The 23,247-nt window shown below is 45.6% G+C and carries 16 protein-coding genes; 9 read left to right on the top strand and 7 right to left on the bottom strand.

Annotated elements, in window-relative coordinates:
* Positions 1-32: 32 nt before the first annotated feature.
* From ACZ42L_RS11045 to ACZ42L_RS11020, 6 genes are all read right to left on the bottom strand, one after another.
* On the bottom strand, positions 33-587 hold the full coding sequence (locus ACZ42L_RS11045; RefSeq protein ID WP_464716127.1) for a hypothetical protein: 555 nt from the start codon (positions 585-587) through the stop codon (positions 33-35).
* Between the two features lies 1 nt (position 588).
* Positions 589-1,323, bottom strand: coding sequence for an RHS repeat-associated core domain-containing protein (locus tag ACZ42L_RS11040; RefSeq protein ID WP_464716126.1), 735 nt, complete (start codon positions 1,321-1,323; stop codon positions 589-591).
* A 12-nt stretch (positions 1,324-1,335) separates the two neighbouring features.
* Positions 1,336-1,941, bottom strand: coding sequence for a hypothetical protein (locus ACZ42L_RS11035; RefSeq protein WP_464716125.1), 606 nt, complete (start codon positions 1,939-1,941; stop codon positions 1,336-1,338).
* A 3-nt stretch (positions 1,942-1,944) separates the two neighbouring features.
* A complete protein-coding gene (locus ACZ42L_RS11030; RefSeq protein WP_464716124.1) occupies positions 1,945-5,232 on the bottom strand; it encodes a DUF6443 domain-containing protein in 3,288 nt (1,095 codons plus the stop codon).
* 17 nt (positions 5,233-5,249) lie between these two features.
* Complete coding sequence (locus tag ACZ42L_RS11025) at positions 5,250-9,335, bottom strand: hypothetical protein (RefSeq protein ID WP_464716123.1); 4,086 nt, start codon at positions 9,333-9,335, stop codon at positions 5,250-5,252.
* Positions 9,336-9,458: 123 nt separating this feature from the next.
* Positions 9,459-10,604, bottom strand: coding sequence for a T9SS type A sorting domain-containing protein (locus tag ACZ42L_RS11020; RefSeq protein WP_464716122.1), 1,146 nt, complete (start codon positions 10,602-10,604; stop codon positions 9,459-9,461).
* 354 nt (positions 10,605-10,958) lie between these two features.
* On the opposite strand from ACZ42L_RS11020, the gene ACZ42L_RS11015 reads away from it, so the two are divergent.
* Both ACZ42L_RS11015 and ACZ42L_RS11010 read left to right on the top strand, forming a co-directional pair.
* Complete coding sequence (locus ACZ42L_RS11015; RefSeq protein ID WP_464716121.1) at positions 10,959-11,138, top strand: DUF4250 domain-containing protein; 180 nt, start codon at positions 10,959-10,961, stop codon at positions 11,136-11,138.
* 106 nt (positions 11,139-11,244) lie between these two features.
* On the top strand, positions 11,245-13,434 hold the full coding sequence (locus ACZ42L_RS11010) for a glutamine synthetase III family protein (RefSeq protein WP_464716120.1): 2,190 nt from the start codon (positions 11,245-11,247) through the stop codon (positions 13,432-13,434).
* 116 nt (positions 13,435-13,550) lie between these two features.
* Here the strand turns inward: ACZ42L_RS11010 and ACZ42L_RS11005 are convergent, their stop codons facing one another.
* On the bottom strand, positions 13,551-14,993 hold the full coding sequence (locus tag ACZ42L_RS11005) for a lipopolysaccharide biosynthesis protein (protein ID WP_464716119.1): 1,443 nt from the start codon (positions 14,991-14,993) through the stop codon (positions 13,551-13,553).
* Between the two features lie 120 nt (positions 14,994-15,113).
* Here ACZ42L_RS11005 and ACZ42L_RS11000 point away from each other — a divergent pair, with 120 nt between their 5' ends.
* From ACZ42L_RS11000 to ACZ42L_RS10970, 7 genes are all read left to right on the top strand, one after another.
* Positions 15,114-16,085 carry a glycosyltransferase gene (locus tag ACZ42L_RS11000; RefSeq protein WP_464716118.1) on the top strand — a complete coding sequence of 324 codons (972 nt, stop codon included), beginning with the start codon at positions 15,114-15,116 and terminating at the stop codon, positions 16,083-16,085.
* Positions 16,086-16,106: 21 nt separating this feature from the next.
* Positions 16,107-16,940, top strand: a complete 834-nt coding sequence (locus tag ACZ42L_RS10995; protein ID WP_464716117.1) for a LicD family protein — start codon at positions 16,107-16,109, stop codon at positions 16,938-16,940.
* A 14-nt stretch (positions 16,941-16,954) separates the two neighbouring features.
* A complete protein-coding gene (locus ACZ42L_RS10990) occupies positions 16,955-17,671 on the top strand; it encodes an IspD/TarI family cytidylyltransferase (protein ID WP_464716116.1) in 717 nt (238 codons plus the stop codon).
* Between the two features lie 3 nt (positions 17,672-17,674).
* Complete coding sequence (locus tag ACZ42L_RS10985; RefSeq protein WP_464716115.1) at positions 17,675-18,715, top strand: NAD-dependent epimerase/dehydratase family protein; 1,041 nt, start codon at positions 17,675-17,677, stop codon at positions 18,713-18,715.
* Positions 18,712-19,617, top strand: coding sequence for a hypothetical protein (locus tag ACZ42L_RS10980; RefSeq protein WP_464716114.1), 906 nt, complete (start codon positions 18,712-18,714; stop codon positions 19,615-19,617). Before ACZ42L_RS10985 ends, ACZ42L_RS10980 begins: the two co-directional genes overlap by 4 nt.
* Before the next feature lie 397 nt (positions 19,618-20,014).
* Positions 20,015-21,343 carry a tRNA (N6-isopentenyl adenosine(37)-C2)-methylthiotransferase MiaB gene (gene miaB, locus ACZ42L_RS10975; RefSeq protein ID WP_464702786.1) on the top strand — a complete coding sequence of 443 codons (1,329 nt, stop codon included), beginning with the start codon at positions 20,015-20,017 and terminating at the stop codon, positions 21,341-21,343.
* A 30-nt stretch (positions 21,344-21,373) separates the two neighbouring features.
* Positions 21,374-23,200 carry an ABC transporter ATP-binding protein gene (locus ACZ42L_RS10970; protein WP_464699246.1) on the top strand — a complete coding sequence of 609 codons (1,827 nt, stop codon included), beginning with the start codon at positions 21,374-21,376 and terminating at the stop codon, positions 23,198-23,200.
* Positions 23,201-23,247: the final 47 nt, after the last annotated feature.

Genomic DNA, 23,247 nt, shown 5'->3' with positions numbered 1-23,247 from the left:
TGATAGCCTAATTTGCGGCTCCTATGCTTTGATCAAAATATACGACAACATTTTGATTTATATCTTAAAACTTTCATCATGAATTCTTTTTTAGGCTTATTACAATCTGAGACATAGTGTTTGTAGTCTCTAGGTATTCCGAAAAGCTTAATTTCAGGTATATCCTTTAAATCCTCCTTTTCATAAAGATTATAATATCCTATTTTCCATTTGATCAAATAAATGGTATTCATGTCATTTCTTTCAAGATTGCTTCCTAAGTCACTAATGCAATTATTAGTGCCTATACACAGATGCATAGAGTCAAGCTGTATCAGTAATCTCGAATCACACACATTACCGGTATCTGCTAACTGAAACTTTTGTATAAATGCTTTTATTCTCATAAAACTTTCCTGATCAATATCGCAGGTATCAATTTTCATTTTTGATGTCGTCCACATTGAAAGGAGACTTTCACACCTTATTGGTATTGAAGTATCTATATATACAGGAAGAAATAAAGCACCGATGTATTCTTCTTTTGATACATCATGTATACATGAGATATTCATCGCCAGCAGTAATAAAAATATTATTTTTTTCATGTCACTTATTTAATGGGACTGTTGTTCTTGGATCTACCACATCATAATCTGTTCCTCTATGGTTCGTTCTGATACTCTCTCCTAGTTTTCTAGCCGTCTTCGTTTCACTACCTCTGATAACCCTTTTTTCTTCTGCATTATCATACTGTGAATCTCTAACTTCACGTTTCTCACGATGCTCTTTATGATTCTTAATATCGTCAAGTGCATGATCAAATTCATGTTCTAGCCTAACTGCAGGAGATTGTTTCCCACCATCAGACGTTCTCAGCCCCTTTCTAGGCATCCAAAACACAGTATATCTCCGATCGCTATTGTCGTATAGATTTTCCTCTGAGGATTCTTGTACTTCTATTATTATATTGGGGTCTGTAACAGCTTTGCATAAATTTTCACCAGCTTCTTTACCTTTAAGGTAATTATATGTATGCACAAAATCTAAAACAAAAGCATTGTTTGGTACCCGTTTTTGCGTGCCATCATACATAAAGGTACGGTTTTTCCCATTCTTGTCAACATACCAAATCATAGCTTTATCTCCGTTGGGGTCTATAAACTTTATAGGATTATTTAAGCAATATATATAACCACTAACAGGAAAAGTTTTCTCCACCAGTGGGTCCATGCACATCCATCTGCCAAGCACTGCATCGTAATGACGGGCACCATAGTCGTACCAGTCGAGACCGTGCATGCGGTCCAGCTCCTTGCCGTTGTATTGAAAATAATTTATCATTCACAAAACTATTTAATAGCTGACAGGAGTACCGTCTGCCCATTGTAATCTTTTTCTACAAAGCTCTCGATATGCAGAAAAACGATTTAGCCCTGCAGGCAAAATAAAGACAGCAGGAGACTGATATTCAAATTTTATCCTTTTTAACATCTTATATCCGGAAAGCCCTTCGTATCGATATATCAGTTTTATATTCCTAAGACTATCCATATTCAGCTTTCTATCCCCATCTATAGTAAAATTATCATAACTAAGAAGACGAAGTGAATCCCAATGTGGTCCCATATATACTTTGTTACCAAATGATGTTGAAATAAAGAGGGGAATACGCTTATTCATCAATTTCGCATCAATAAACGATCTATAGAAAAAGGGAATCCCATGGAATGCTATTGCTTTTCTCTCTGGCAAAAAGATTGTGTCTGATGTTGGGTTCTTTATTTTAATCTCTAACATTAAATTATATTTCCCTGTACTATCTTGTGGAGATATAAAAATACTAGTAATAGTACAATACAATGTATTGTCCAAATCTTTCTGGCGTTCTTTCTTTGTATTACAAGAGCTAATACAAATTAATATAGCAATATAGGCGAGAAAAGATATTCTTTTTATCATAATTCATTTATATTGTTCAGATTCTTTTTGCATTCTCCGTTTAAATTCATCTGTCGCTTTTTCCCATGAGGGATCACTAAATTGAAGTTGATAGACCTTATAATGATCACTAAGTCTCATCAAACCATGTCCTTTATATTCATGTCTATATAGCAAATTGTAAATATTATCGGCTGTAGAAAACAATTCCCTGTTGTCAAATACCCCCTCATAATTAATACAGGCTGTAACCTTTATACTCCCATCGTCCATTTTCCTAGTTGAAGCATTATCATTTCCTAGTGCTGTTGATAGTAGATTGGGATTATTATAGGTACTTACTATCCTCTCGTTATCAGGGCTTACTACTACAGAGACTTCACCATTATAAAGTCTATCAGGATGAGGGCCGGAATAACGACAAAGTACATCTGTAAGAATATGAGAGTAAGCTTCTGCAGACAAAATCACATCCTTGATAGACTTGTATCCTTTTGGTAACCATTCTGCTCCTGTCATCTGTCTTAGATAATAACTAAAATCTAATATCATAATATTATTAGTATTTTTATCATCTTTAAAAACAAACATTCCAGCATTATCATAGTAATCATCCTTCCCGTCTTTATCAACCAATCTTACAGGGTTTTCATGGCAATACCCATACGGAGTCACATCATGATATTTCTCCGCCAACGGATCCATACACATCCATTTGCCCAATGCAGCATCACTATGGCGGGCACCATAGTCGTACCAGTCGAGACCGTGCATGCGGTCCAGCTCCTTGCCGTTGTATTTATATGGCTGCGTGCCACCACCCGTAGACTCACCGAACAGTCCGCCGAAGGGATAGTAATGGTTCACCTGCTCCACACTGCCATTATCATCTATCACAACTCGGATACTACCGAGATGATCTCGTAGATAATAATGGTATACAGGGGTGTTTCCTTTAAAGGAGATGTACCCTTCGTCGGTCAATATCTTACTGAGTTTTCCGTCCTCATATATCAGATTTCCACTATAATCAGTCTGTGTCTTCATCATTGTTTCCGAAGGTTTTAATGGTGTCATCACACTAGTCATCGGAATACTCACTCCTATTTTAGCGGTGTGATAGCTTGTACGAAGTTTTTGACCATTGGCATCATGGAGCCAATTAATGGTATGTCCAGCCGCAAACTGCATCCCTCTTGGCAAATTTAGTAAATTATACTGAATGTCGACTATTTTCTTATTATAATCTTTCGTCATATTACCATTGGCATCGTAAATATATTCCTCTCCAAGGTCTTCACCATCCATGAAATGAAAGGCACCTACATATAGAGGACCAGAAATAGCATCGCTTACGCGAACAAGTCGATTCCCGGAATATTCATATACAAGTTTGTCTATCGCTCCATATTGTCCATTGTCTTGTAACCCTTTGCGCTGCAACTTCGTAATATTCCCCATCTTATCATAATTCATTTGCTCGTCGAAGCGTCCGATATTGACAGACAGGTCTGTACCCTCTCCATAAACAGCATGGATTAATCGTCCCATACTGTCATAGCTATATTTGTACCCTCGCCGTTTTCCCTCTACCAGCCATGCCGAGGCACTGATATTACCATTGTAACAGGCTTTTACAGGAGAGACTCCATCTACAGGTCCTTGGTAGGCTATTAATTCCGAGAAAGATTGCCCTGTTTGCTTCGTCAACTGACCTCGTACGTTATAGCTATAAACGGTTTTCTCTCTTCCTCCGCCCATCTCTTTACATACCATTCTTCCAATATCATCGTAACTGTACTTTGCTAATGTAACAGCAGGATGGTTCATAAACTGATGGTTCACGGTGAGAAGACGCTCTGCATGATCGTATTGGTAAATAAAATTTTGCACAATACGATACTCTTCTTTGATTGTATGTTCATAATGACGTTGAAGAACCTTCCCTGTCATACTCAACTGCAATGTTTCTTCGTTATATCCGCCCAAATGATTGGTAGAGCGTGTTTGTATTCTCCTACCATCAGCATCATAATAATATACAGAAACAAGAAAGCTGTCTGTTTCCAACATTCTTACCCGTTCACCTGTCAATAATCCCATTGCCACCGGTGACAAATTTCCACTAGACTGATTATCTCCAGTATGAATAAGGTGAGACTTATGTATATTTTCCAAATCATCTATGAAGGTATACTCGTCATAATACAAAACTTTGAGCACAACGGGATTAGGAAATCCAACATTGGACTCATAGCCGCCCAATACTCCCTTGCCCGTATAATGTGAAGTTATGACAACTCTGCCTCCTGGAGCGAAACTCGCACTTTTACAAAGACCAACAACTGTAATGCGTCCAAAAGCATCATAGAGGATAAACTTCCATAAATTCTGTTTACGCAGATTACCATCTTGTATACCTACTAGATGATCGGCATAGTCATAGTGCATTTTAATAGGTTCACAACCAGGAAGTTTTTTCTCAACACAATGATGTCGGCCATCATATTGATAGTAATAACCATAGTCTGACAAAGTTTTATTGTCTGCCATGCTCCATGTTTTTTTGACATCAGTTAATTTCTCAGAAGCAGCAGGCGGTAGCACGTATCTTAAATCTCCATAAACATCGTATACATAATATGTATCTTCAAAAGCTTTACCAGCCAATCGACGTACCAATACCTTTTGCTCCAACAGATTTGTAAAGATATAATAGACATATCCATCTTCATCAGTCTGTTTGTTGACGTATAATTCGCCTTCATACCAATTACCCCTCTTGATGAGTTTATGATCGTTTGTCACCTCGTAATAGGCACAATTCAGTTCTCCCGTTTCCTTATTGGTCAGATATTCCGTCGATTGATATTTTGTTGCAGTGTACCAAGCCTGCCCTGGACCAAAACTTTTCAAAGGACGATTCAAAGGAGACGGCTCATATATCGTTTCTTTATATGGATTTGTATCATTTCCGTACAGCCCCTGCTGCAGAGCAGAGGATCGAAAGACGGATTCGGCCATATATTGTCCTGTCGTTTGGGCTGGAATAGGAAGCCACTGACGAATAAGATTATCGGCTCTGTCATACTCTTGATAACTGATAATATCCTGCCTGTTTGGTGCATAACTTTGCCTTATGGTCTCTACGGGCCGTCCCAACCCATCATGGTAGACAATCTCATCCAAATACTCGTCTGTACCAAGATAGTTTCGACTCTTGACATAATTCATGCTCTCGGTTTGTGCAGAAACAGAAAGACAGAAAGGCAAAGCAAACCACAACAATATGAATAGAAAGATGTGTCTCATAAGAATACATTTAAATTTCATAATACAACCAGTCTTACAATATCATTCAATATCAAGCAATCGGGAGAAACCGAAAGTATTTTTATCCAGAATTCCATCACCCGATTATTGTCTCTCTGTTTAGTTACAAAGATATTAAAGCTACTTTTCCCTTTTTTTAGGGTAATTTCTCTCTCCTCCGTCCCGGTAAACAAATCAAAATAATTTCCTCCAATAGAGAATTGAGCCCTATCGTCTTTAGGATTTGCAGGTCTATCGGTTCCATATTCTATTTTAAGAGTGACATCTCTATCACATCTGATATAGCCGGTTATCTCTTGTTCTATCATACCACGCTTTGTAGATTCTTCTACAAAATTTACCGTTGGTCTGATATGAATAATTGTTGTGGCTTCATACGTCTTCTTCGTAAAATTATCTGTTAGAATACAAGTTAGTTGATAGGTCCCATAATCCGGGAAAATAAAATTAAATTGATTCGGCTTGCTGGGATTTGAACTCTTATTGGAGACCTGTCCAGAAGGAGCCTTTAATCTCCATGTGCATAAATAATTTCCAGACCCCGTACCTGGTTCAACAATGGGAGTATAAGAGGTCTCCATTCCAACAGCATATGTGGTATGACCAGATATACCTTCCAGCTGGAGTGGCAAAGGCGGTAAGACCTTTATACTATAGCTTCGCATTACTTTTGTACCATATTCTTTATCCGTAACTTCACAAAGAAGCATTCCTGTATATGTATTGTCCGCAGAGAATTCTATATCAGGGGTATCAAACGTTTTAGTTACCGTGCCATATTTTAAAGTCCATCTAAAAGAATATTGGCCAGAACCATCCTGAGCATGTATGGAGAAACCATATTTTCTACCATCGACACGGATGACAGAATCGGTAGAAATTATTTCAGAAACTTTCATAACAGGTGCCGGAACCGTATGAATTTTACGCACCAGATGAAGTGTCCGCTTTCCTGTCACATCACAGATCAAGCTTATTTCTTCGCCCCATTTCTTTAGCATTACTCTAAATGGATTTCCTGTATTTTCTACAAGTGTAGTTCCTTTGCTATCCAGAATTTTCCAAGTGTAATGATAATCATCCTCATTACCTGTCACATCTACAGAAAAGACTGCCTCTCTAAACTGCTGGTATTCAGATGTTGTATGCAAAATGAGAGCATCAGCATTCTGAGAATCCTCATGATACGAGTAAGCATGAAAAGGTTTGCCATTAAGCGCAGTAAACACCAATCTCCCAAATCCATCATAATCATAATGTACCTGAATACCATTTTCATTGACAATATCCGTTAACCCAAGAAGAGATGCATGTTTGAAAAGTTGCACATGAGCTTTCGGCAACTCCCTCCTTAATACTCCCAGTTTGCTCAAGTCCAGATTGTAGGAAGTTAACAAAGATTTCGGCGTAAATCCCGTATATTGCTGTAATTTCGTGCTGACTGCTGAGAAATTTGCATTCCGTATATAGGCAACCGGCATTCGCCCACCATATCCCCATAATATCGTAGTGGGAATTCCATCTCTATCTGTACTTTCCACAATATTCTTTTTGGCATCATAGACATTTGCTATTTCCAGATCATAATTATTACTTTTATTGTATCCAGCATGACTAAGCTGCGTAATGCCAGTATAATCAGCATTACATGGTATTTTAAGACTATAGACCTTACCAATTCTACCAATATCCTCAAAATGCAAAAACACACCTGATACTAACTGGAAAGAGCTGGTCCCCACAGCCCTGCGCACAAGAATTTCTATAGGCTGATTCAGGATATTAAGCTCTCTAAACTTACAATTTACACCATAATCGGCACCAGAAACAGTGTTAAGTGTAACATCCTGAGGATAAAAATATTTAGTAGACACACAGGCAGATTGCCCCAACCGTTCTATCTTTTGAGTTAACTGTTGATGGGAATGTGTAGCACTTATTTTTCCGTATTCATACAGAATTTCTTTAGTGACAGGCTTTTTCCCTTCCGACAGACAATCATAAAAGATGCTGTGAATGAGCACCTTGCTACCAGCCTGCGTCTTTGTATTAAACCAATCGAACCATTTATTCATATCTTCTATTCTAGCCTGCATACCATGATAATCATAATAATCTACCACATCATGAGTAACGACCAGTCCTGTAATAACCTCTTTGGTATTGGGGAAAGCATAATGATGTGCTTCCGACTTGACTAGGGTATATTTCCCGTCGATATTTTTGTATTTCTTCAAATCGCACAAATCACCCCTCATCCAAAAATTATCAATGACATTCCATTTGTATCTTCGCGTAGAACCAGATCTAGACATATTAGGAAAAACCCTGTTAGGAACATAATTATAACTATACTCCGTTTTCCCCGTATTGTTTTTCTCATCTCCCTCATACTCTGTAACAAAGGGATAAAAGACTGGAGATGAATAAGTCGTATTTAATAATGCCGGCGAAGATGTGCAAATAAAAGTTTCAGTATTGATAGGAGCATTTTGAGGGGAACCTAATAACAAACTACCTGTATAACGATATTTCTGCGAATAAACCGATGACTGACCAAGGAACTGTGTCAATGTAATATCCTCTCCCGCACCATAGGAATAAGATTTCTTCTTCAACATCTTCGAATTTCTATCATAAGAAATAATTTCTTTAATTCGCATCCCACCACAAAGAGTACCTTCATGTCCGACTCTATTCGATTCGTATTCAAATTCTGTATAACCTCCTGATGGATAATGAATTCTGCTTAACATGCAAGCCTTGGAATGAGAAGGAGAGACTTTTCTTTGAGGCAGTTGTGAACAATCTGTCATTTTAAGGAAATCACCCTTTGGCACTTCCATAGAGAACGGAATAAGATGTCTATTGGAAGTTACACCATTATAATACCCCCACATATCTTGTCCATAATTCACATTTGCTTCACCTATAGGCCAAGAATTTCGCTGTTCAGCTCCAAAATCATAATTAGGCAGTTTTATCCTATTATAATCAAAACTGTATGTACGTGTATTATCATTTACTTGAAGTTCTAATTTGTCCAGTCTTAAACGTTTATAATAAGGGGCATATTTTTCTTGTAAATTGTCTGAGATAAAATAACTTTGTTCTAAATGGCATGTAATAATCTTAGCATGTGATAGTTTGTCTGTCTGCTGACAAATATTAATATCTGTGATTTTCCCCTTCCCAAGATCATCTCTGTCATCTGTAGAAACAAATTCGATGTCACCGCCTTGAAAGACGATACTGCTCAATATCACATCAGAATATGTGCAAAGAGAGTAGGTCTTTATATTATCATAATAAGATGAAGGTGCCACCATATTATAATCATTGCATTTACGGCCTACAAAATGAACTTGTGACAAATAATAGTTCGGTACTTGACGATAATGGAAAAGCATGGAATCTGTTTTGTCCGCAGAAACTATCTTGGTGAGATGGTAAGCAGTTATCAAACGTCCTTCAGCATTCTTTGTCAATGTGTAATTTCCTGCACCAAATTCATAACGGGTTCCGTCTTCATCTAAAATATAATAAGTTTTATTCTTGATAAAAATCTTACGATCAGTAGCTGGAAGCTGGATAATGTTATTGTGATTGTCTTTGACAAAGTTACCGGAAATACTTCCTGCAACAGTATATGAGTATTTGTCTGACTGCGTATCTACCTTACCATCACTATATCCAAGCATCGTGTTAAAAAAATAAGGATATTTTTTACCATCACGCCTTTCTTCCACTTCTTGTTCGGTCAGAATCTCTGGTTCAGTATAATCGTCCATATTATTCCCTCGAACTTCTACAGAAAGAACTCCACCAGCATTAAGAGTCCATCCAAGCCCTATTTGACTAGCAATATCATTAACTTTGATTCCTGATGAATGATAAGAAATCCCTATCGGCATTGTGAAATGTCGAGTCTTTATCGTGAATATGGGAACAGAGATATCAACCAGCCCAGAACTTAGACTGACAGGATAACTGCCATAACGGGCCAAAGATGCCACTATAGGACTTTGCGGAATTACCTTCTCACTCTTGAGATCTATAATGTTAGGGACTCTTTGTCCCATACAAGTCAGCACACTACCTACCAAGCATACGATACATATAATTCTACTCGTCTTCATATATCTGAATTAAATTACGGTTTATTCGAATCAATTACTTCATTAAAAGCTTACCTGAAGGCAATTTCAATCCTTGATGAACTTCAAGATATTATCATATCCATCCAGAGTTATCTTTACGATATATATGCCTGGTTTTAATTCCGCAATATTCATATCTTCATGGTATATTCCCGCTTGTGCATATGTCCTTTCATTATATTGATAGACATATCCCTTTATATCGTAGATTCCGAATGACACGGCATGATTCCCATTCAAGAAATAAGACAATGAAAGTTTATTTCCATTCCGAAGCAGTTGAATATTCTTCCCGAAATCCAATAATTCATTCTGCTCAGCTCCGTATAAACTCCGCGTCTTGCCAGTAGCCTTTTCTCTTATCAATAATCGATTGGCTTGATCATCTGTCAAATACATATGGGCCGATGGAGGATAAAAGAATGCAATGGCATAAGACGGAGATTCTTGATTTGTTTTTCCATCACGGGCTAATATTGATTCATAGACGGGATAACGATATCCTGGTGCATACCATTGGTAAACATCTTCATATAAAATCAAACTATCTGTTGAGAGACGTGCCCGCATTATGTCTTCATAATGCGTTTTTATACTGTCATACGATCTTATAACAGAATCTTTTTGCGAGAAAAAATCATGAAAGAATCTTTTGGTTCTATGCAAACGTAGCACATGCCGAAGAGTATCACCAGTGGGTAGAACAAGAATGCCCCTACCATCGATTCTACTTCGAGATAAGCCATAAACTTTCATATCAACTTTATTGCAATATTTTCCTTTCCCTTCATAAGAACTACTGATGCTTTGACCATAAGTCATGGGAAAATTCAATAATAATTCGGGACAAGAAAAGGATACTGATGTTGTAGGATTCTCATATCCACATAAAAACAAGCTGTCATTAGACATTTTATAATAGTATTTCGTCTGATGCTCCATACTAATAAAATCTGCTGACTCGTGCTTAACACTATCAAAAGACACCTTATAGTCCTTCCCTCTCATCCTTACATTTGAAAAGTCCCAAATAGCATTATCTCCTTGAGGGCCAACGGAAGAATAATCCATAACTTGTTCTACTAAGCAATCTTCAGCACGAGGAGCATTAAGACGAGAACACAGACTATCAAAGGGCTGCATCAATGGGCAGCCAACAAAATACATAAGACAAATTTGTATCATATTCATATCAATTACCGTTTATATTAAGGTTGTAAAATACTATTTGTCTCAATTTGTGCGCAAGTTAGGAAAAATATTGATAAGTTCCAAATGATTGGGGAAGTTTTTTAGTTTATGAGTTCATGAGTTATTGAGCTGCAGGGCTGCGGCAGCGATACTGCAGAGGCTCGGCAGGCAGGCTGCAGAGGCTTGGCAGCGGGGCTGCTAAGCCCGAGCAGTGAACCGAGGGCAGGATTTTAGGATTCCAAACTGGCAGACGAAGGCTATTGACAGAGGCCGTAAAGTTTTTTGGGACATAGTAACAGCAAGTTTCATCTTTATTTTGTAACTTTGCGGCTGATTCTAACAAACTGTCGAAAGATGGATAAATTACCCAAAGATCCAATGATATTGTTCAGTACGGTCAATATGTTGTTGCGCGACAACTATGGTTCGCTCGACGAACTTTGCGACGACATGAACGTGGAACGCACTGCATTGGAAGCGGAACTGGCCACAGCCGGTTTCGAATATAGCGAAGCAAACAATAAATTCTGGTAAATATCGGATATGGATTCTCATGCACGCATGGGAATCCTTTTTCGTTTTCTACAGCCAGACGCACACAAACAGAGACTGAATAAGAAACAAATAGCAATAAGGAGATATGACGAATTTAAGATTTGAGGTAGTGGCCGAGGCTTTCAGAAAGAAGCCGGTCGAGGTAGAATTGCCCAAAGAGCGCCCTTCCGAGTACTTCGGCAAGTACGTCTTCAACCGTGCCAAGATGTACAAGTATCTTCCCACAGAGGTGTACAACAAGCTCATCGACGTGATGGACAACGGCACGCGACTGGACCGCAGCATCGCCGACGCGGTGGCACGTGGTATGAAGAAGTGGGCCAAGGAGCATGGCGTGACGCACTACACTCACTGGTTTCAGCCCCTCACCGAGGGAACGGCCGAGAAACATGACGCCTTCGTAGAACACGATGGCAAGGGCGGCATGCTCGAAGAGTTCTCCGGCAAGTTGCTCGTACAGCAAGAGCCTGATGCCAGCTCGTTCCCCAACGGTGGTATTCGCAACACCTTCGAGGCACGTGGATATTCGGCCTGGGACCCTACGTCGCCGGTATTCATCATCGACGACACGCTCTGTATTCCGACTATCTTCATCTCTTACACCGGCGAGGCACTCGACTACAAAGCTCCGCTGCTGCGCTCGCTCCACGCCATCGACGTGGCTGCTACCGCCGTATGCCACTATTTCGACCCGAAAGTGAAGAAGGTACAGACCAATCTTGGCTGGGAACAGGAGTATTTCCTCGTCGACGACAGCCTATACCTGGCCCGACCAGACCTGATGTTGACCGGCCGTACCCTCATGGGACACGACTCGGCGAAGAACCAACAGATGGAAGACCACTATTTCGGAACCATTCCGGAGCGCGTGCAGACCTTCATGAAAGATCTGGAGGTGCAGGCCCTCGAACTGGGTATACCCTGCAAGACGCGCCACAATGAGGTAGCTCCCAACCAGTTTGAGCTTGCGCCCATCTATGAGGAGTGCAATCTGGCCGTCGACCACAACATGCTGCTCATGTCGCTCATGAAGCGTGTGGCCCGCAAACATGGGTTTCGCGCCCTCTTGCACGAGAAACCTTTTGCCGGAGTCAATGGGTCGGGCAAGCACAACAACTGGAGTCTGACCACCGATACCGGCGTGCTGCTGCATGCAGCGGGCAAGACTTCGGAAGACAATCTGCGCTTCGTGGTATTCATCGTAGAGACACTGATGGGCGTATATCGCCACAACGGTGTGCTCAAGGCCAGTATCATGAGCGCCACCAATGCCCACCGACTGGGCGGAAACGAAGCTCCCCCTGCCATCATCTCCAGTTTCCTGGGCAAGCAGCTCACCGACTTGCTGGAACATATCGAGAAAGCCGACAAGGACGAGTTGTTCACCGTGGCCGGAAAGAAAGGTATCAAGCTCGACATTCCGGAGATTCCCGAACTGATGATAGACAATACCGACCGCAACCGCACGAGCCCCTTTGCCTTCACGGGCAACCGATTTGAGTTCCGCGCAGTAGGTTCGGAGGCCAACTGTGCCTCGTCTATGATTGTGCTGAACACGGCCGTGGCCGAGGCATTGACCCACTTCAAGGAGCGTGTGGATGCCCTCATAGCCAAGGGCGAGAGTAAGAACAGCGCTATCATCGACGTGATACGCGAGGATATACGTACCTGCAAGCCTATCCACTTCGACGGAAACGGCTACAGCGACGAGTGGGTGGAAGAGGCCAAGAAGCGCGGACTGGATTGCGAGACATCGTGTCCGGTGGTCTTCGACCGCTACATGGACGAGTCGAGCGTAAGGATGTTTGAGTCTATGAACGTGATGAAGCGCAACGAACTCGAAGCACGCAACGAGGTGAAGTGGGAAACCTACACCAAGAAGATACAGATAGAGGCACGCGTGATAGGCGACCTGACGATGAATCACATCATTCCTGTGGCTACCCACTACCAGAGCCAACTGGCCAAGAACGTGCAGAACATGATAGATATCTTTGGTCGTGAGGAAGCCTTGAAGCTGTCTGAGCGCAACCTGAAGATTATCCGTGAGATAGCAGAACGCACACAGGCCATCGAAACCGAGGTGGAAGAGCTGATAGACGCACGCCGTGTGGCCAACAGGATAGACTGCGAGCGCGAAAAAGCCATTGCCTACCACGACAACATTGCGCCAAAAATGGAAGAGATACGTTATCAGATAGATAAGTTGGAGCTGATTGTGGCCGACGAGTTATGGACACTGCCAAAGTTCCGCGAACTGATGTTCATCAGATAAAAAAATGCCGCTAACGGGGGAATATCCTACTAGTTAGCGGCAACACCAATGCCATAAAACATCTTAAATAGGTGAATTGAGCATGCAAAAATGTGCATGCAACTATTTGCTGCTGCCTATTTCTGCTTCTTTCTGATACCTAAATAGGTCAGACTTTCTTCTAGAATAGCGACATGGGCCACTTTCATGACTGCAAAATAAAGGCCCGCAGCCAGCAGTATTCTAACGACAAGTAGGGGCAGAAGCGAGTGGATGGGCAACGTTACGACATAGGTAAGTCCCATAATAGCCAGTGAAGCGAGCAGGAAAGGCACTACATCGCGAAACATGTCGAGCAGTGTTATACCCACCAGACGCTTGGCAACATACTGCCATACACCCAGCCACACGATGTTGAACAACGAATAGACCACAACCATCGCTTGAATGCCATAGGGCGCCGAGATAAATACCAGGACGAGTTGCAGGGCTATCTGTCCCACGTTGCACCACATCAGGATATCGGAACGCGAATGGCTGATGGCCAGATTCTGGTAAAGCGTGTAGAAAGGAAAGAACGCACCACTCACACACAATATCTGCAACAAGGGTACACTGGCCATCCATTTCGCCCCTATCGCGACCACGATAAACTCTTTCGAGACGATACAGAGACCGAACATCAGGGGAAATGACAGGAAAGCCGTGAAGCGTACCATCTTCCGGAACACGCCCTTGAGCCGGGCTTTGTCATTGCCCACCTGCGCAAAAACAGGCTGCGCCACCTGTGCCACAGTGTTCGATATGAGCGAATAACCCATCATATCCCATTTATAGGCTTGTGTAAAGCTACCCACAGTCTTCGATGTAAACAGATGACCGAATATAAACGTAAGGAAATTATTGCTGATGGTACTGATGACAGTCGTTATCAATATCTTGTTACTGAACCCGAACATCGAGCGGATGGGAGCAAAATCAAACTCAAAAGTGGGCAGCCAGCGGGTGTAATAAAGCCGGCCTATATCCAGCACAAGGATGAAAAGCAGCTGTTGCCAAGCCAGACTCCAGTAGCCATAGCCACGGAATGCCAACAGGATTCCCACTCCACCCGACACCAGCAAGGCCACAAATCCCATGAGGGCTTTCTCCTTATTCATGAAGTTCCGAATCATATAGGCACTATGGGGAATACCCAATGAGGCCAGCACAAAGCTGAGAAAGACGAATCGAGAAAGCGGTATCAGACTGGGTTGATGAAAGAAATCGGCTATCAACGGAGCACAGAAGAACAGGATAACGTAAAGAATCGTACTCACAGAGACTCCAAACCAGAACACAGCATTGTAGTCACGATGCCGTATCTTGGGCAGATTGATGAGGGCTGTAGAGAACCCACTGTCCTGCAAATTGCCCGCAATGGCTGTAAAAATGGTCAGCATGCCCACGATACCGTAATCAGACAAGTCGAGCAAGCGGGCCAGACACACCCCGATAACGACATTCAACAGCTGGGTAGAACCGCTGTTCACGGCTCCCCAAAACAATCCCTTGGCGGTTTTTTCCTTCAATGAACTCATCTGAACAGGTGGTGTTACAAGTATTGATTCACGCTACAAAAGTAGTAAATTCCTTTGAATATTAAAATATTAATACTACTTTTGCATGAAACCAGTACCTGTATTTACAGGCGAAAAACAATGGAAAAGAAGCGTATCTCGGTGGTGATGTGCACCTACAACGGCGAGCTGTTTCTGCGGGAACAGTTAGATACGCTAGTTACCCAAACCTTGCTGCCCGACGAAATCATCATCCAAGACGACCATTCCACGGATGGTACGCTGACCATATTGAAGGAGTATGCCGCCCGCTATCCTTTTATCAGGGTGTGCCTGAACGATGGTGAGCGAGGAGTAAACTCCAATTTCTTCGGTGCACTGCGCAAGGCTACCGGCGACTTGATTGCCATTTGCGACCAAGACGACCTGTGGGAACCTACCAAACTAGAACTACAGGCGGCGGCCATCGGCGACCATCTGCTGTGCAGTTGCTTCTCCCGGCCTTTCTCAGAAGACGGTTCTTTTGCCTCGTTCGATAGCCGACACCCCAACACCAGCCTCATCCGACTGCTTTTTGCCAGTCTGCCTGGCCACACCATGCTCATCAATCGCAAATTGATAGACCTGTTGCCTGCCGATAACATCATTTACGGAATCTCGCTCTACGACGCTATTCTGGGTATGACGGCAGCCGCATTCGACAGCATCGTCTTCGTAGACAAGGTGTTGGTACACCAGCGTCGCTATGCCCGCGCAGCCACCTATACAGAGTTCAGTGGCAGTCTGCCCACCGTAGGCAACGCCTTCCGCATTCTCCGCTGGTCGCTCTGCAACTACACCAAGGCCAAACCCCATCTGCAACGCTACTTCCGCGGCAGGCAAGCCTTATTCCGCGAGCTTCATCCCGACACCCAAATCTACCGTGAGGGATGTCGACTCATTGGCTTGCAACTGACCAATGGCCCGATAGCTTATATACGCCTGACTTGCTTCTTCATCCGACATCGCAGCCGATTGTTCCAAACTCCGGGCGGCGGAATCGTAAAATGGCTGCGCGCCCTCCTCTACCCTATCATGCAGATGTACAACTATCGGCTTTGGGTGAAAACATAATTTGCAAACATACGACCGACAATGACCAAAACATATAATACAGGCGAGACCGACGAAACCTTGCGCCGAGACTACAATCCCGACGGTTCGACACTGCGACAGGCACAGCTACGCATGCTCGACATGGCCATCTATCTGCAACAGACGGCACAGAAGATAGGCGTGGCGTGCCGACTCGACGGCGGAAACATACTCGGCGCACTGCGCCACGGCGGCTTCATTCCGTGGGACGACGACATCGACATGGTACTGAGCTACAAGGACTACAAGAAGCTGTGCCGCTATCTGAAGGCCCATCCACACCCTCAATACGTGTTACAAGACAATGATACCGATCCCGGATTCTACAAGGAATGGGCATGCCTGCGCGATTTAAAAAGCGAGAACCACAGCACCGCATCGGCCGACAGCAAAGACCGACGCATGCACGAAGCCCTGAAATACCGCGGACTCCATGTCGACATCTTCCCCTACGAGGGCTACATGATTCCCTGGTTGCAACATTTGGCCGCCAAACTGTCGGTCAACACCAACCTGTATCTGGCCGGAGCGCATCCACGGTTGGCCCAACTGGCCTACAAGGCACTTCATCACGTAGTGTTCCCAACATTCCGTCTGATAGGCCGAGCCTTTGGAAATCCCAATCTCTACATGCACTCCTACGGCGCATGGTTCTACGAACAGAACCCCAAAAAATACATGATTCCACACAAACCCATCGTTTTCGAGGGCCACACTTTCGAAGGTCCGGCCAATCCCGAAGAGCTGTGTCGCATCGCGTATGGCAACTATATGGACCTGCCGCCACGCGATAAGCGCAACCGACATCAAATAGACATCACTTTCTACGACTAACAACGCCTCACGATATGAACATAGCTGTAATCTTTGCCGGCGGTTCCGGCCTGCGCATGCACACCAAGTCACGCCCCAAACAGTTTCTCGAACTCAACGGGAAACCCATCATCATCTATACGCTGGAGTTGTTCGACAACCATCCGGAGATTGATGCCATCGTGGTAGCATGTATCGAGAGCTGGATTCCTTTCCTCGAAAAACAACTGCGCAAATTTGAAATCAACAAGGTAGTCAAGGTAGTACCCGGCGGAAAGACGGGACAAGACTCCATCTACCAAGGGCTTAAAGCTGCGCGAGAGATAGCCCAGGGCGAGGCAAAGGTACTCATCCACGACGGTGTGCGCCCCCTGATTACCGAGCAGACCATCACCGACAACCTGCGCAAGGTTGCAGAATGCGGCAGCTGCATCACCTGTATTCCGGCCACCGAGACCTTTATCGTGCGACAGGCAGACGACTCTTTGGAGATTCCTTCGCGTGCCGATTCGCTGATAGCACGCGCACCCCAGAGCTTCAGATTGTCGGAGATACTCGCTGCACACGAGCGCGCTATCGCCGAAGGACAGCACGATTTCATCGACTCGTGTACCATGATGAGCCACTACGGCTACCGGCTCGGCACTGTCATCGGCCCGATGGAGAACATCAAGATTACCACCCCGACCGACTTTTTCGTGTTCCGTGCAATGGTCAAGGTACACGAAGACCAACAAATATTCGGACTCTAAATAATGAACCACGTTCAACAAGAAGACATCAAGCGGTTTGCCACCACGTTCGACAGCAGTGCGTTGCGTGGCAGTCGCATCATGGTGACAGGTGCCACCGGACTCCTCGGCTCGTGCATGGTGCGCTGCCTGCTGGCCCTTAACGAGCATCAGCAAGCCCACATCAGCATCATCAGTGTGGTGAGAAATCTCGACAAGGCCATCCAACTGCTCGGAGCGCCCACCCCACAGCACCAATACTACGTTTACGACTTTGCTTCTTCCCAGTCTTTCATACCCGAAGAAGCCCCTACACACATCATCCACTTCGCTGCTCCCACAGCTTCGCGCTACTTCGTAGAGCATCCTGCCGAGACATTCGCAATCGTGCTTGACGGCACACGCACGATTCTGGAATATGCCCGTACACACGCTGTCAAGTCTGTAGTCTACGCCTCTTCGCTCGAAGTCTACGGTACTATACTCGACGACACCACAGCACTGACCGAAGACCGCCAGGGCTATCTCGACCCGATGGACACACGCAGCAGCTATCCGATGGCCAAGCGCGCGGCCGAATGCCTGTGTCATGCCTACGCCATAGAATACGGACTGCCCGTGAAGACAGCCCGACTAGCCCAGACATTCGGGGCTGGTGTGGCAGCCGACGACAACCGTGTGTTCGCCCAGTTTGCCCGCAGCATCATCGACGGACGCGACATAGAACTGCACACCACGGGTCTGCTGAGCCGTTGCTACTGCTACACGATGGACGCCATGAGCGCCATGCTTTGCCTGGCAACGCGCGGAGACAGCGGTCTGGCCTACAATATTGCCAACGAAGACACCTACATCTCTATCGCCGACATGGCCCGCATGCTCTGCCACGAGTTCAATCCAGCCCTACAGGTAGTCATCAGGCCGACCGAGGGAATAGGCTATTCGCCCACCACCCGACTCAGGCTTGACACCCGGCGCATGCGCAATCTGGGGTGGAAACCGGCTTACGGCCTGCACGAAATGTTTGCCCGACTGATAGAATCCATCAAACAAGACCGCCCATGACATCTGTTCTCAAACGTATCTATCATTCTTTCTGCCACGTGTACGAGCGACGCGACCTCACCACATGGGACGTTGAGCCGGACACGCACGCCCCCATCTACGGCGTCTATCACCTGATGATGGATACCGGATGGGAAGAGTTGGCTGCCGAGCAACTGGGCGAGTTGCAGGACAGCGGACTGCTCGATGCCACGGAGAAACTCTATATAAGCGTCATCACCGACGATACCGACCGGTTGGAACAGCTCCGCCAGATGCTGCCAAGCCCGAAGATGGAGCTTATCTCGCTCAAGAGCAACCCACGGGAATACGAATATCCGGCCTTGAAGTTTATCAAGCAACTGGCCGGGCGCGAAGACTGTCTCATCTATTATTTCCACTCCAAAGGCATCAGCTATCAATGCCTGGACAGCAACGACCCCACGTTCCGCTCGTTCTCGCGCAAGATAAAGGCATGGCGCAAGCTCATACAACACTTCATATTCTACAGGTGGAGGGTAGCCGTCAACGCCCTCACCGAGGGCTACGATACCTATGGCAGCTACCGATGGCCACCAAAAAACTACACCATGTTTTCGGGAAACTTCTGGTGGGTGCGCTCTGCTTTCATCCGAAAGTTGCCCGACTTCGATACAGAAGTTATCCGTACGAATCGTTTCTACTCCGAGGTATGGCTCTTCGAACGCCCCCAGCGCTGTCTGTCGGCATTCGAGACCATTGCCGACCTCTACTATGTCAACATACCGCCAAGCATCTATCGGGAGGCCCATCCGCCCCTTGCCGACCGCCTGCGTTTCGTCCTGACCTACAACTACAGGAAGTTTCTGAAACACGCCTGCCACTATGACTACAAGAAACGGTGTCAACAGCGATTCCAGGAACTGAAAGAAAAGATAGCATAGGGGATTTCCTACTCATGGGCGACTGGCAAGTGCGTACGAGAGTGTGGCAAAACTGCCTAGATAATTATGTCTGGACGGAAGAACACAAGAGACATTTTTGCTTCGTAAGCTATAGGGACGCAACATGCCAACAATCAACTCAAGAACTCACCAACTCAACTTCAAAAAACTGCAAGGCCCAGGCACACTCGCTGCAAAGCCTTTTCAGCAAAACTGCAAAGCCCAAACAGCAATGCTGCAAAGCCTTGGCAGTAAACCGACTGTCGGCTCGACGAGCCGGAAGATAATCGAATCTACATCACAAAAGGAGTCGTTTGCTTGCTTATCTTGCTGATTTACACTACCTTTGCAGAAGATGATATGTCGCCATATTATCCATATAACTAATTAAAGACTGATGAAGAAACTATATATAGAAACCTACGGTTGCCAGATGAACGTAGCTGACAGCGAGGTAGTGGCCTCTGTGATGCAGATGGCGGGATACGAAGTGTGCGAGAAAGAAGAGGATGCAGACGCCGTATTCATGAACACCTGTAGCGTAAGAGAGAATGCGGAGAACAAGATTTACAACCGTCTGGACACGCTGCATGCCGAACAGAAGAAAGGCCGCCGGCTGATTCTGGGCGTGCTGGGCTGCATGGCCGAACGCGTGAAAGACGACCTTATCAACAACCACCATGCCGACCTGGTGTGCGGTCCGGACAGTTATCTGAACCTGCCCGACATGATTGCACAGGTGGAGACAGGCCACAAGGCGATGGATATAGAACTGTCGAAGACCGAGACCTATCGCGACGTGGTGCCACAACGCATCGGTGGGAATCACGTGAGTGGCTTCGTGAGCATCATGCGTGGCTGCAACAACTTCTGTCACTATTGCATCGTGCCCTTCACCCGTGGCCGTGAACGCTCGCGAGACGTGGAAAGCATCCTGAAAGAGGTGCGCGACCTGCACGACAAGGGATTCAAGGAGGTGACACTGCTCGGACAGAATGTGAACAGCTACGGGCTGTCACCCTCGGGCAAACGCGAAGAGGGCAGCACCTCGTTTGCACAGCTGCTGAGGACCGTGGCGCAGTCTGTACCCGACATGCGCGTGCGTTTTACTACCTCCAATCCAGAGGATATGACCGAAGACATACTGCATGCCATCGCCGAAGAGCCAAACCTGTGCCGCCACATCCACTTCCCGGCACAGAGCGGAAGCAACAGCCAGCTCAGGCTGATGAACCGCAAGTACACCCGCGAGGAGTATCTGGCGATGATAGACAATATACGCCGCATCGTTCCCGGATGCGGTATCACTACCGACATCTTCATAGGCTACCACAACGAGAGCCGCGCCGACTTCGAAGAGACATTGTCGCTGGTACGCGAAGTGGGATTCGACTCGGCCTTCATGTTCAAATACAGTGAGCGTCCGGGTACTTACGCAGCCAAGCATCTGCCCGACAACGTGCCGGAAGAAGAGAAAGTGGCCCGCCTGAACGAACTGATACAGCTACAGACCGAGGTAAGTGCCGAGCAGAACAAGAAAGATGAGGGCAAGGAGTTTACCATCCTTATCGAAGGTTTCAGCAAGCGCAGCCGACAGCAGTTGATGGGCCGCACCGAACAGAACAAGGCGGTCATCATGGATAAGGGCAATCACCATATCGGTGAATTCGTGAAGGTAAGAATCACCGGAAGCACCAGTGCCACGCTGTTTGGAGAAGAGGTGTAAGCCCAGTCCCAACGCAAGACCACATCGCCAATGAAAGAATTTTTCAAGATATTACAAAGGTTTGTTCCACCGTATAAGCGGTATCTGGTGCTGTCGGTGGTGTTCAACATCCTCTCGGCTGTGCTCAACATCTTCTCGTTTGCCGCCTTAATCCCCATCCTACAGATACTCTTCAACACCGGGGATGCCACCAAGGCCACGGCACTGATGGCATGGAGCGAGGCTTCGGCAAAGGAAGTGGTGAGCAACAACGTCAACTACTACGTGCAGTCGCTGATAGGACAGATGGGCGCTACGACCACATTGCTGGTCATCGGCCTGTTCCTGGCCCTCATGACGTTTCTCAAGACAGGGGCTTATTTCCTTTCGTCGGCTACTATCATCCCCATTCGCACAGGCATCGTAAGAGACATTCGCAACCAGCTCTACAGGAAAATCAATGCACTCTCGCTCGGTTTCTTCTCCGAAGAGCGCAAAGGCGACATCATTGCCCGCATGAGTGGAGACGTGCAGGAGATAGAAAACTCCATCATGTCGAGCCTGGATATGCTGTTCAAGAATCCGGTACTTATCATCGCCTACTTCGCCACGTTGATTGTAATCAGTTGGCAGCTCACGTTGTTCACGGTCGTCTTCGTGCCGCTGTTCGGCTGGTTGATGGGCTATGTAGGCCGTAAACTGAAGGCCAAGAGCATCAAGGCACAGGCGCTCTGGAGCGATACGATGAGCCAGGTAGAGGAAACACTCGGCGGACTGCGTATCATCAAGGCATTCTGTGCAGAAGAGAAGATGAACCAACGGTTTGACCGTATCAACTCCGAATATCGCGACAACATCATGAAGGTGAACATCCGGCAACAGATGGCACACCCCATGAGCGAGTTTCTGGGAACGGTGATGATTGTCATCGTGCTCTGGTTTGGCGGCGTATTGGTGCTGAACAACCAGTCTATCAGTGGTCCGACGTTCATCTACTACCTCGTGATTCTCTACTCGATTATCAATCCTTTGAAGGAGTTTTCGAAGGCAGGATACAACATTCCCAAAGGTCTGGCATCAATGGAGCGCGTCGATAAGATTCTGTTGGCAGAGATTTCCATCAAAGAGGCAGACCGCCCGAAGCCTATCCACAGCTTCGAACACCGGATAGAGTTCCGCCATGTGTCGTTCAAGTATGCGGAGAAATGGGTGTTGCGCGACATCAATCTCGTGATAGAGAAAGGGAAAACGGTGGCATTGGTAGGTCAGAGTGGCAGCGGAAAATCTACGCTGGTCGACCTCATTCCGCGTTACTACGACGTACAGGAGGGCGAAGTGCTCATCGATGGAATCAATGTTCGCGACCTTGGCATCCATGATTTGCGCCAGCTGATAGGCAATGTGAATCAGGAGGCCATACTTTTCAACGACACGTTCTTCAACAACATATCCTTCGGACTCGACGATGCCACGCCCGAACAGGTGGAACAAGCGGCCCGAATAGCCAATGCCCACGAGTTTATCATGCAGTCGGAACATGGCTACGATACATCCATCGGCGACCGCGGAGGGCGTCTGTCGGGTGGTCAGCGACAGCGTGTAAGCATCGCACGGGCTATCTTGAAAAACCCGCCTATCCTCATTTTGGACGAAGCTACGAGTGCGCTCGACACCGAGAGCGAACGACTGGTGCAAGACGCATTGGAACATCTGATGAGCACGCGTACCACGATTGCAGTGGCGCATCGGCTTTCGACCATCAAGCATGCAGACGAAATATGTGTGTTGCACGACGGTGAAATCGTGGAACGGGGTACACACGACGAGCTGATAACGAAAGACGGATACTACAGGAAACTGCACGAAATGCAGAAATAGGAATTTATCCCTACCCTGAATCCAGGAAAAGAGGGAGCAAACAGAAC

It is taken from the genome of Prevotella mikamonis (assembly GCF_055381405.1).
This window is presented reverse-complemented; position numbering and strand designations above follow the sequence as displayed.

Bases quoted from the DNA above. Each gene is read 5' to 3' on its own strand.
- ACZ42L_RS11045 (WP_464716127.1), bottom strand. From the start codon at position 587: ATGAAAAAAATAATATTTTTATTACTGCTGGCGATGAATATCTCATGT.
- ACZ42L_RS11040 (WP_464716126.1), bottom strand. From the start codon at position 1,323: ATGATAAATTATTTTCAATACAACGGCAAGGAGCTGGACCGCATGCAC.
- ACZ42L_RS11035 (WP_464716125.1), bottom strand. From the start codon at position 1,941: ATGATAAAAAGAATATCTTTTCTCGCCTATATTGCTATATTAATTTGT.
- ACZ42L_RS11030 (WP_464716124.1), bottom strand. From the start codon at position 5,232: ATGAGACACATCTTTCTATTCATATTGTTGTGGTTTGCTTTGCCTTTC.
- ACZ42L_RS11025 (WP_464716123.1), bottom strand. From the start codon at position 9,335: ATGGGACAAAGAGTCCCTAACATTATAGATCTCAAGAGTGAGAAGGTA.
- ACZ42L_RS11020 (WP_464716122.1), bottom strand. From the start codon at position 10,604: ATGAATATGATACAAATTTGTCTTATGTATTTTGTTGGCTGCCCATTG.
- ACZ42L_RS11015 (WP_464716121.1), top strand. From the start codon at position 10,959: ATGGATAAATTACCCAAAGATCCAATGATATTGTTCAGTACGGTCAAT.
- ACZ42L_RS11010 (WP_464716120.1), top strand. From the start codon at position 11,245: ATGACGAATTTAAGATTTGAGGTAGTGGCCGAGGCTTTCAGAAAGAAG.
- ACZ42L_RS11005 (WP_464716119.1), bottom strand. From the start codon at position 14,993: ATGAGTTCATTGAAGGAAAAAACCGCCAAGGGATTGTTTTGGGGAGCC.
- ACZ42L_RS11000 (WP_464716118.1), top strand. From the start codon at position 15,114: ATGGAAAAGAAGCGTATCTCGGTGGTGATGTGCACCTACAACGGCGAG.
- ACZ42L_RS10995 (WP_464716117.1), top strand. From the start codon at position 16,107: ATGACCAAAACATATAATACAGGCGAGACCGACGAAACCTTGCGCCGA.
- ACZ42L_RS10990 (WP_464716116.1), top strand. From the start codon at position 16,955: ATGAACATAGCTGTAATCTTTGCCGGCGGTTCCGGCCTGCGCATGCAC.
- ACZ42L_RS10985 (WP_464716115.1), top strand. From the start codon at position 17,675: ATGAACCACGTTCAACAAGAAGACATCAAGCGGTTTGCCACCACGTTC.
- ACZ42L_RS10980 (WP_464716114.1), top strand. From the start codon at position 18,712: ATGACATCTGTTCTCAAACGTATCTATCATTCTTTCTGCCACGTGTAC.
- miaB (WP_464702786.1), top strand. From the start codon at position 20,015: ATGAAGAAACTATATATAGAAACCTACGGTTGCCAGATGAACGTAGCT.
- ACZ42L_RS10970 (WP_464699246.1), top strand. From the start codon at position 21,374: ATGAAAGAATTTTTCAAGATATTACAAAGGTTTGTTCCACCGTATAAG.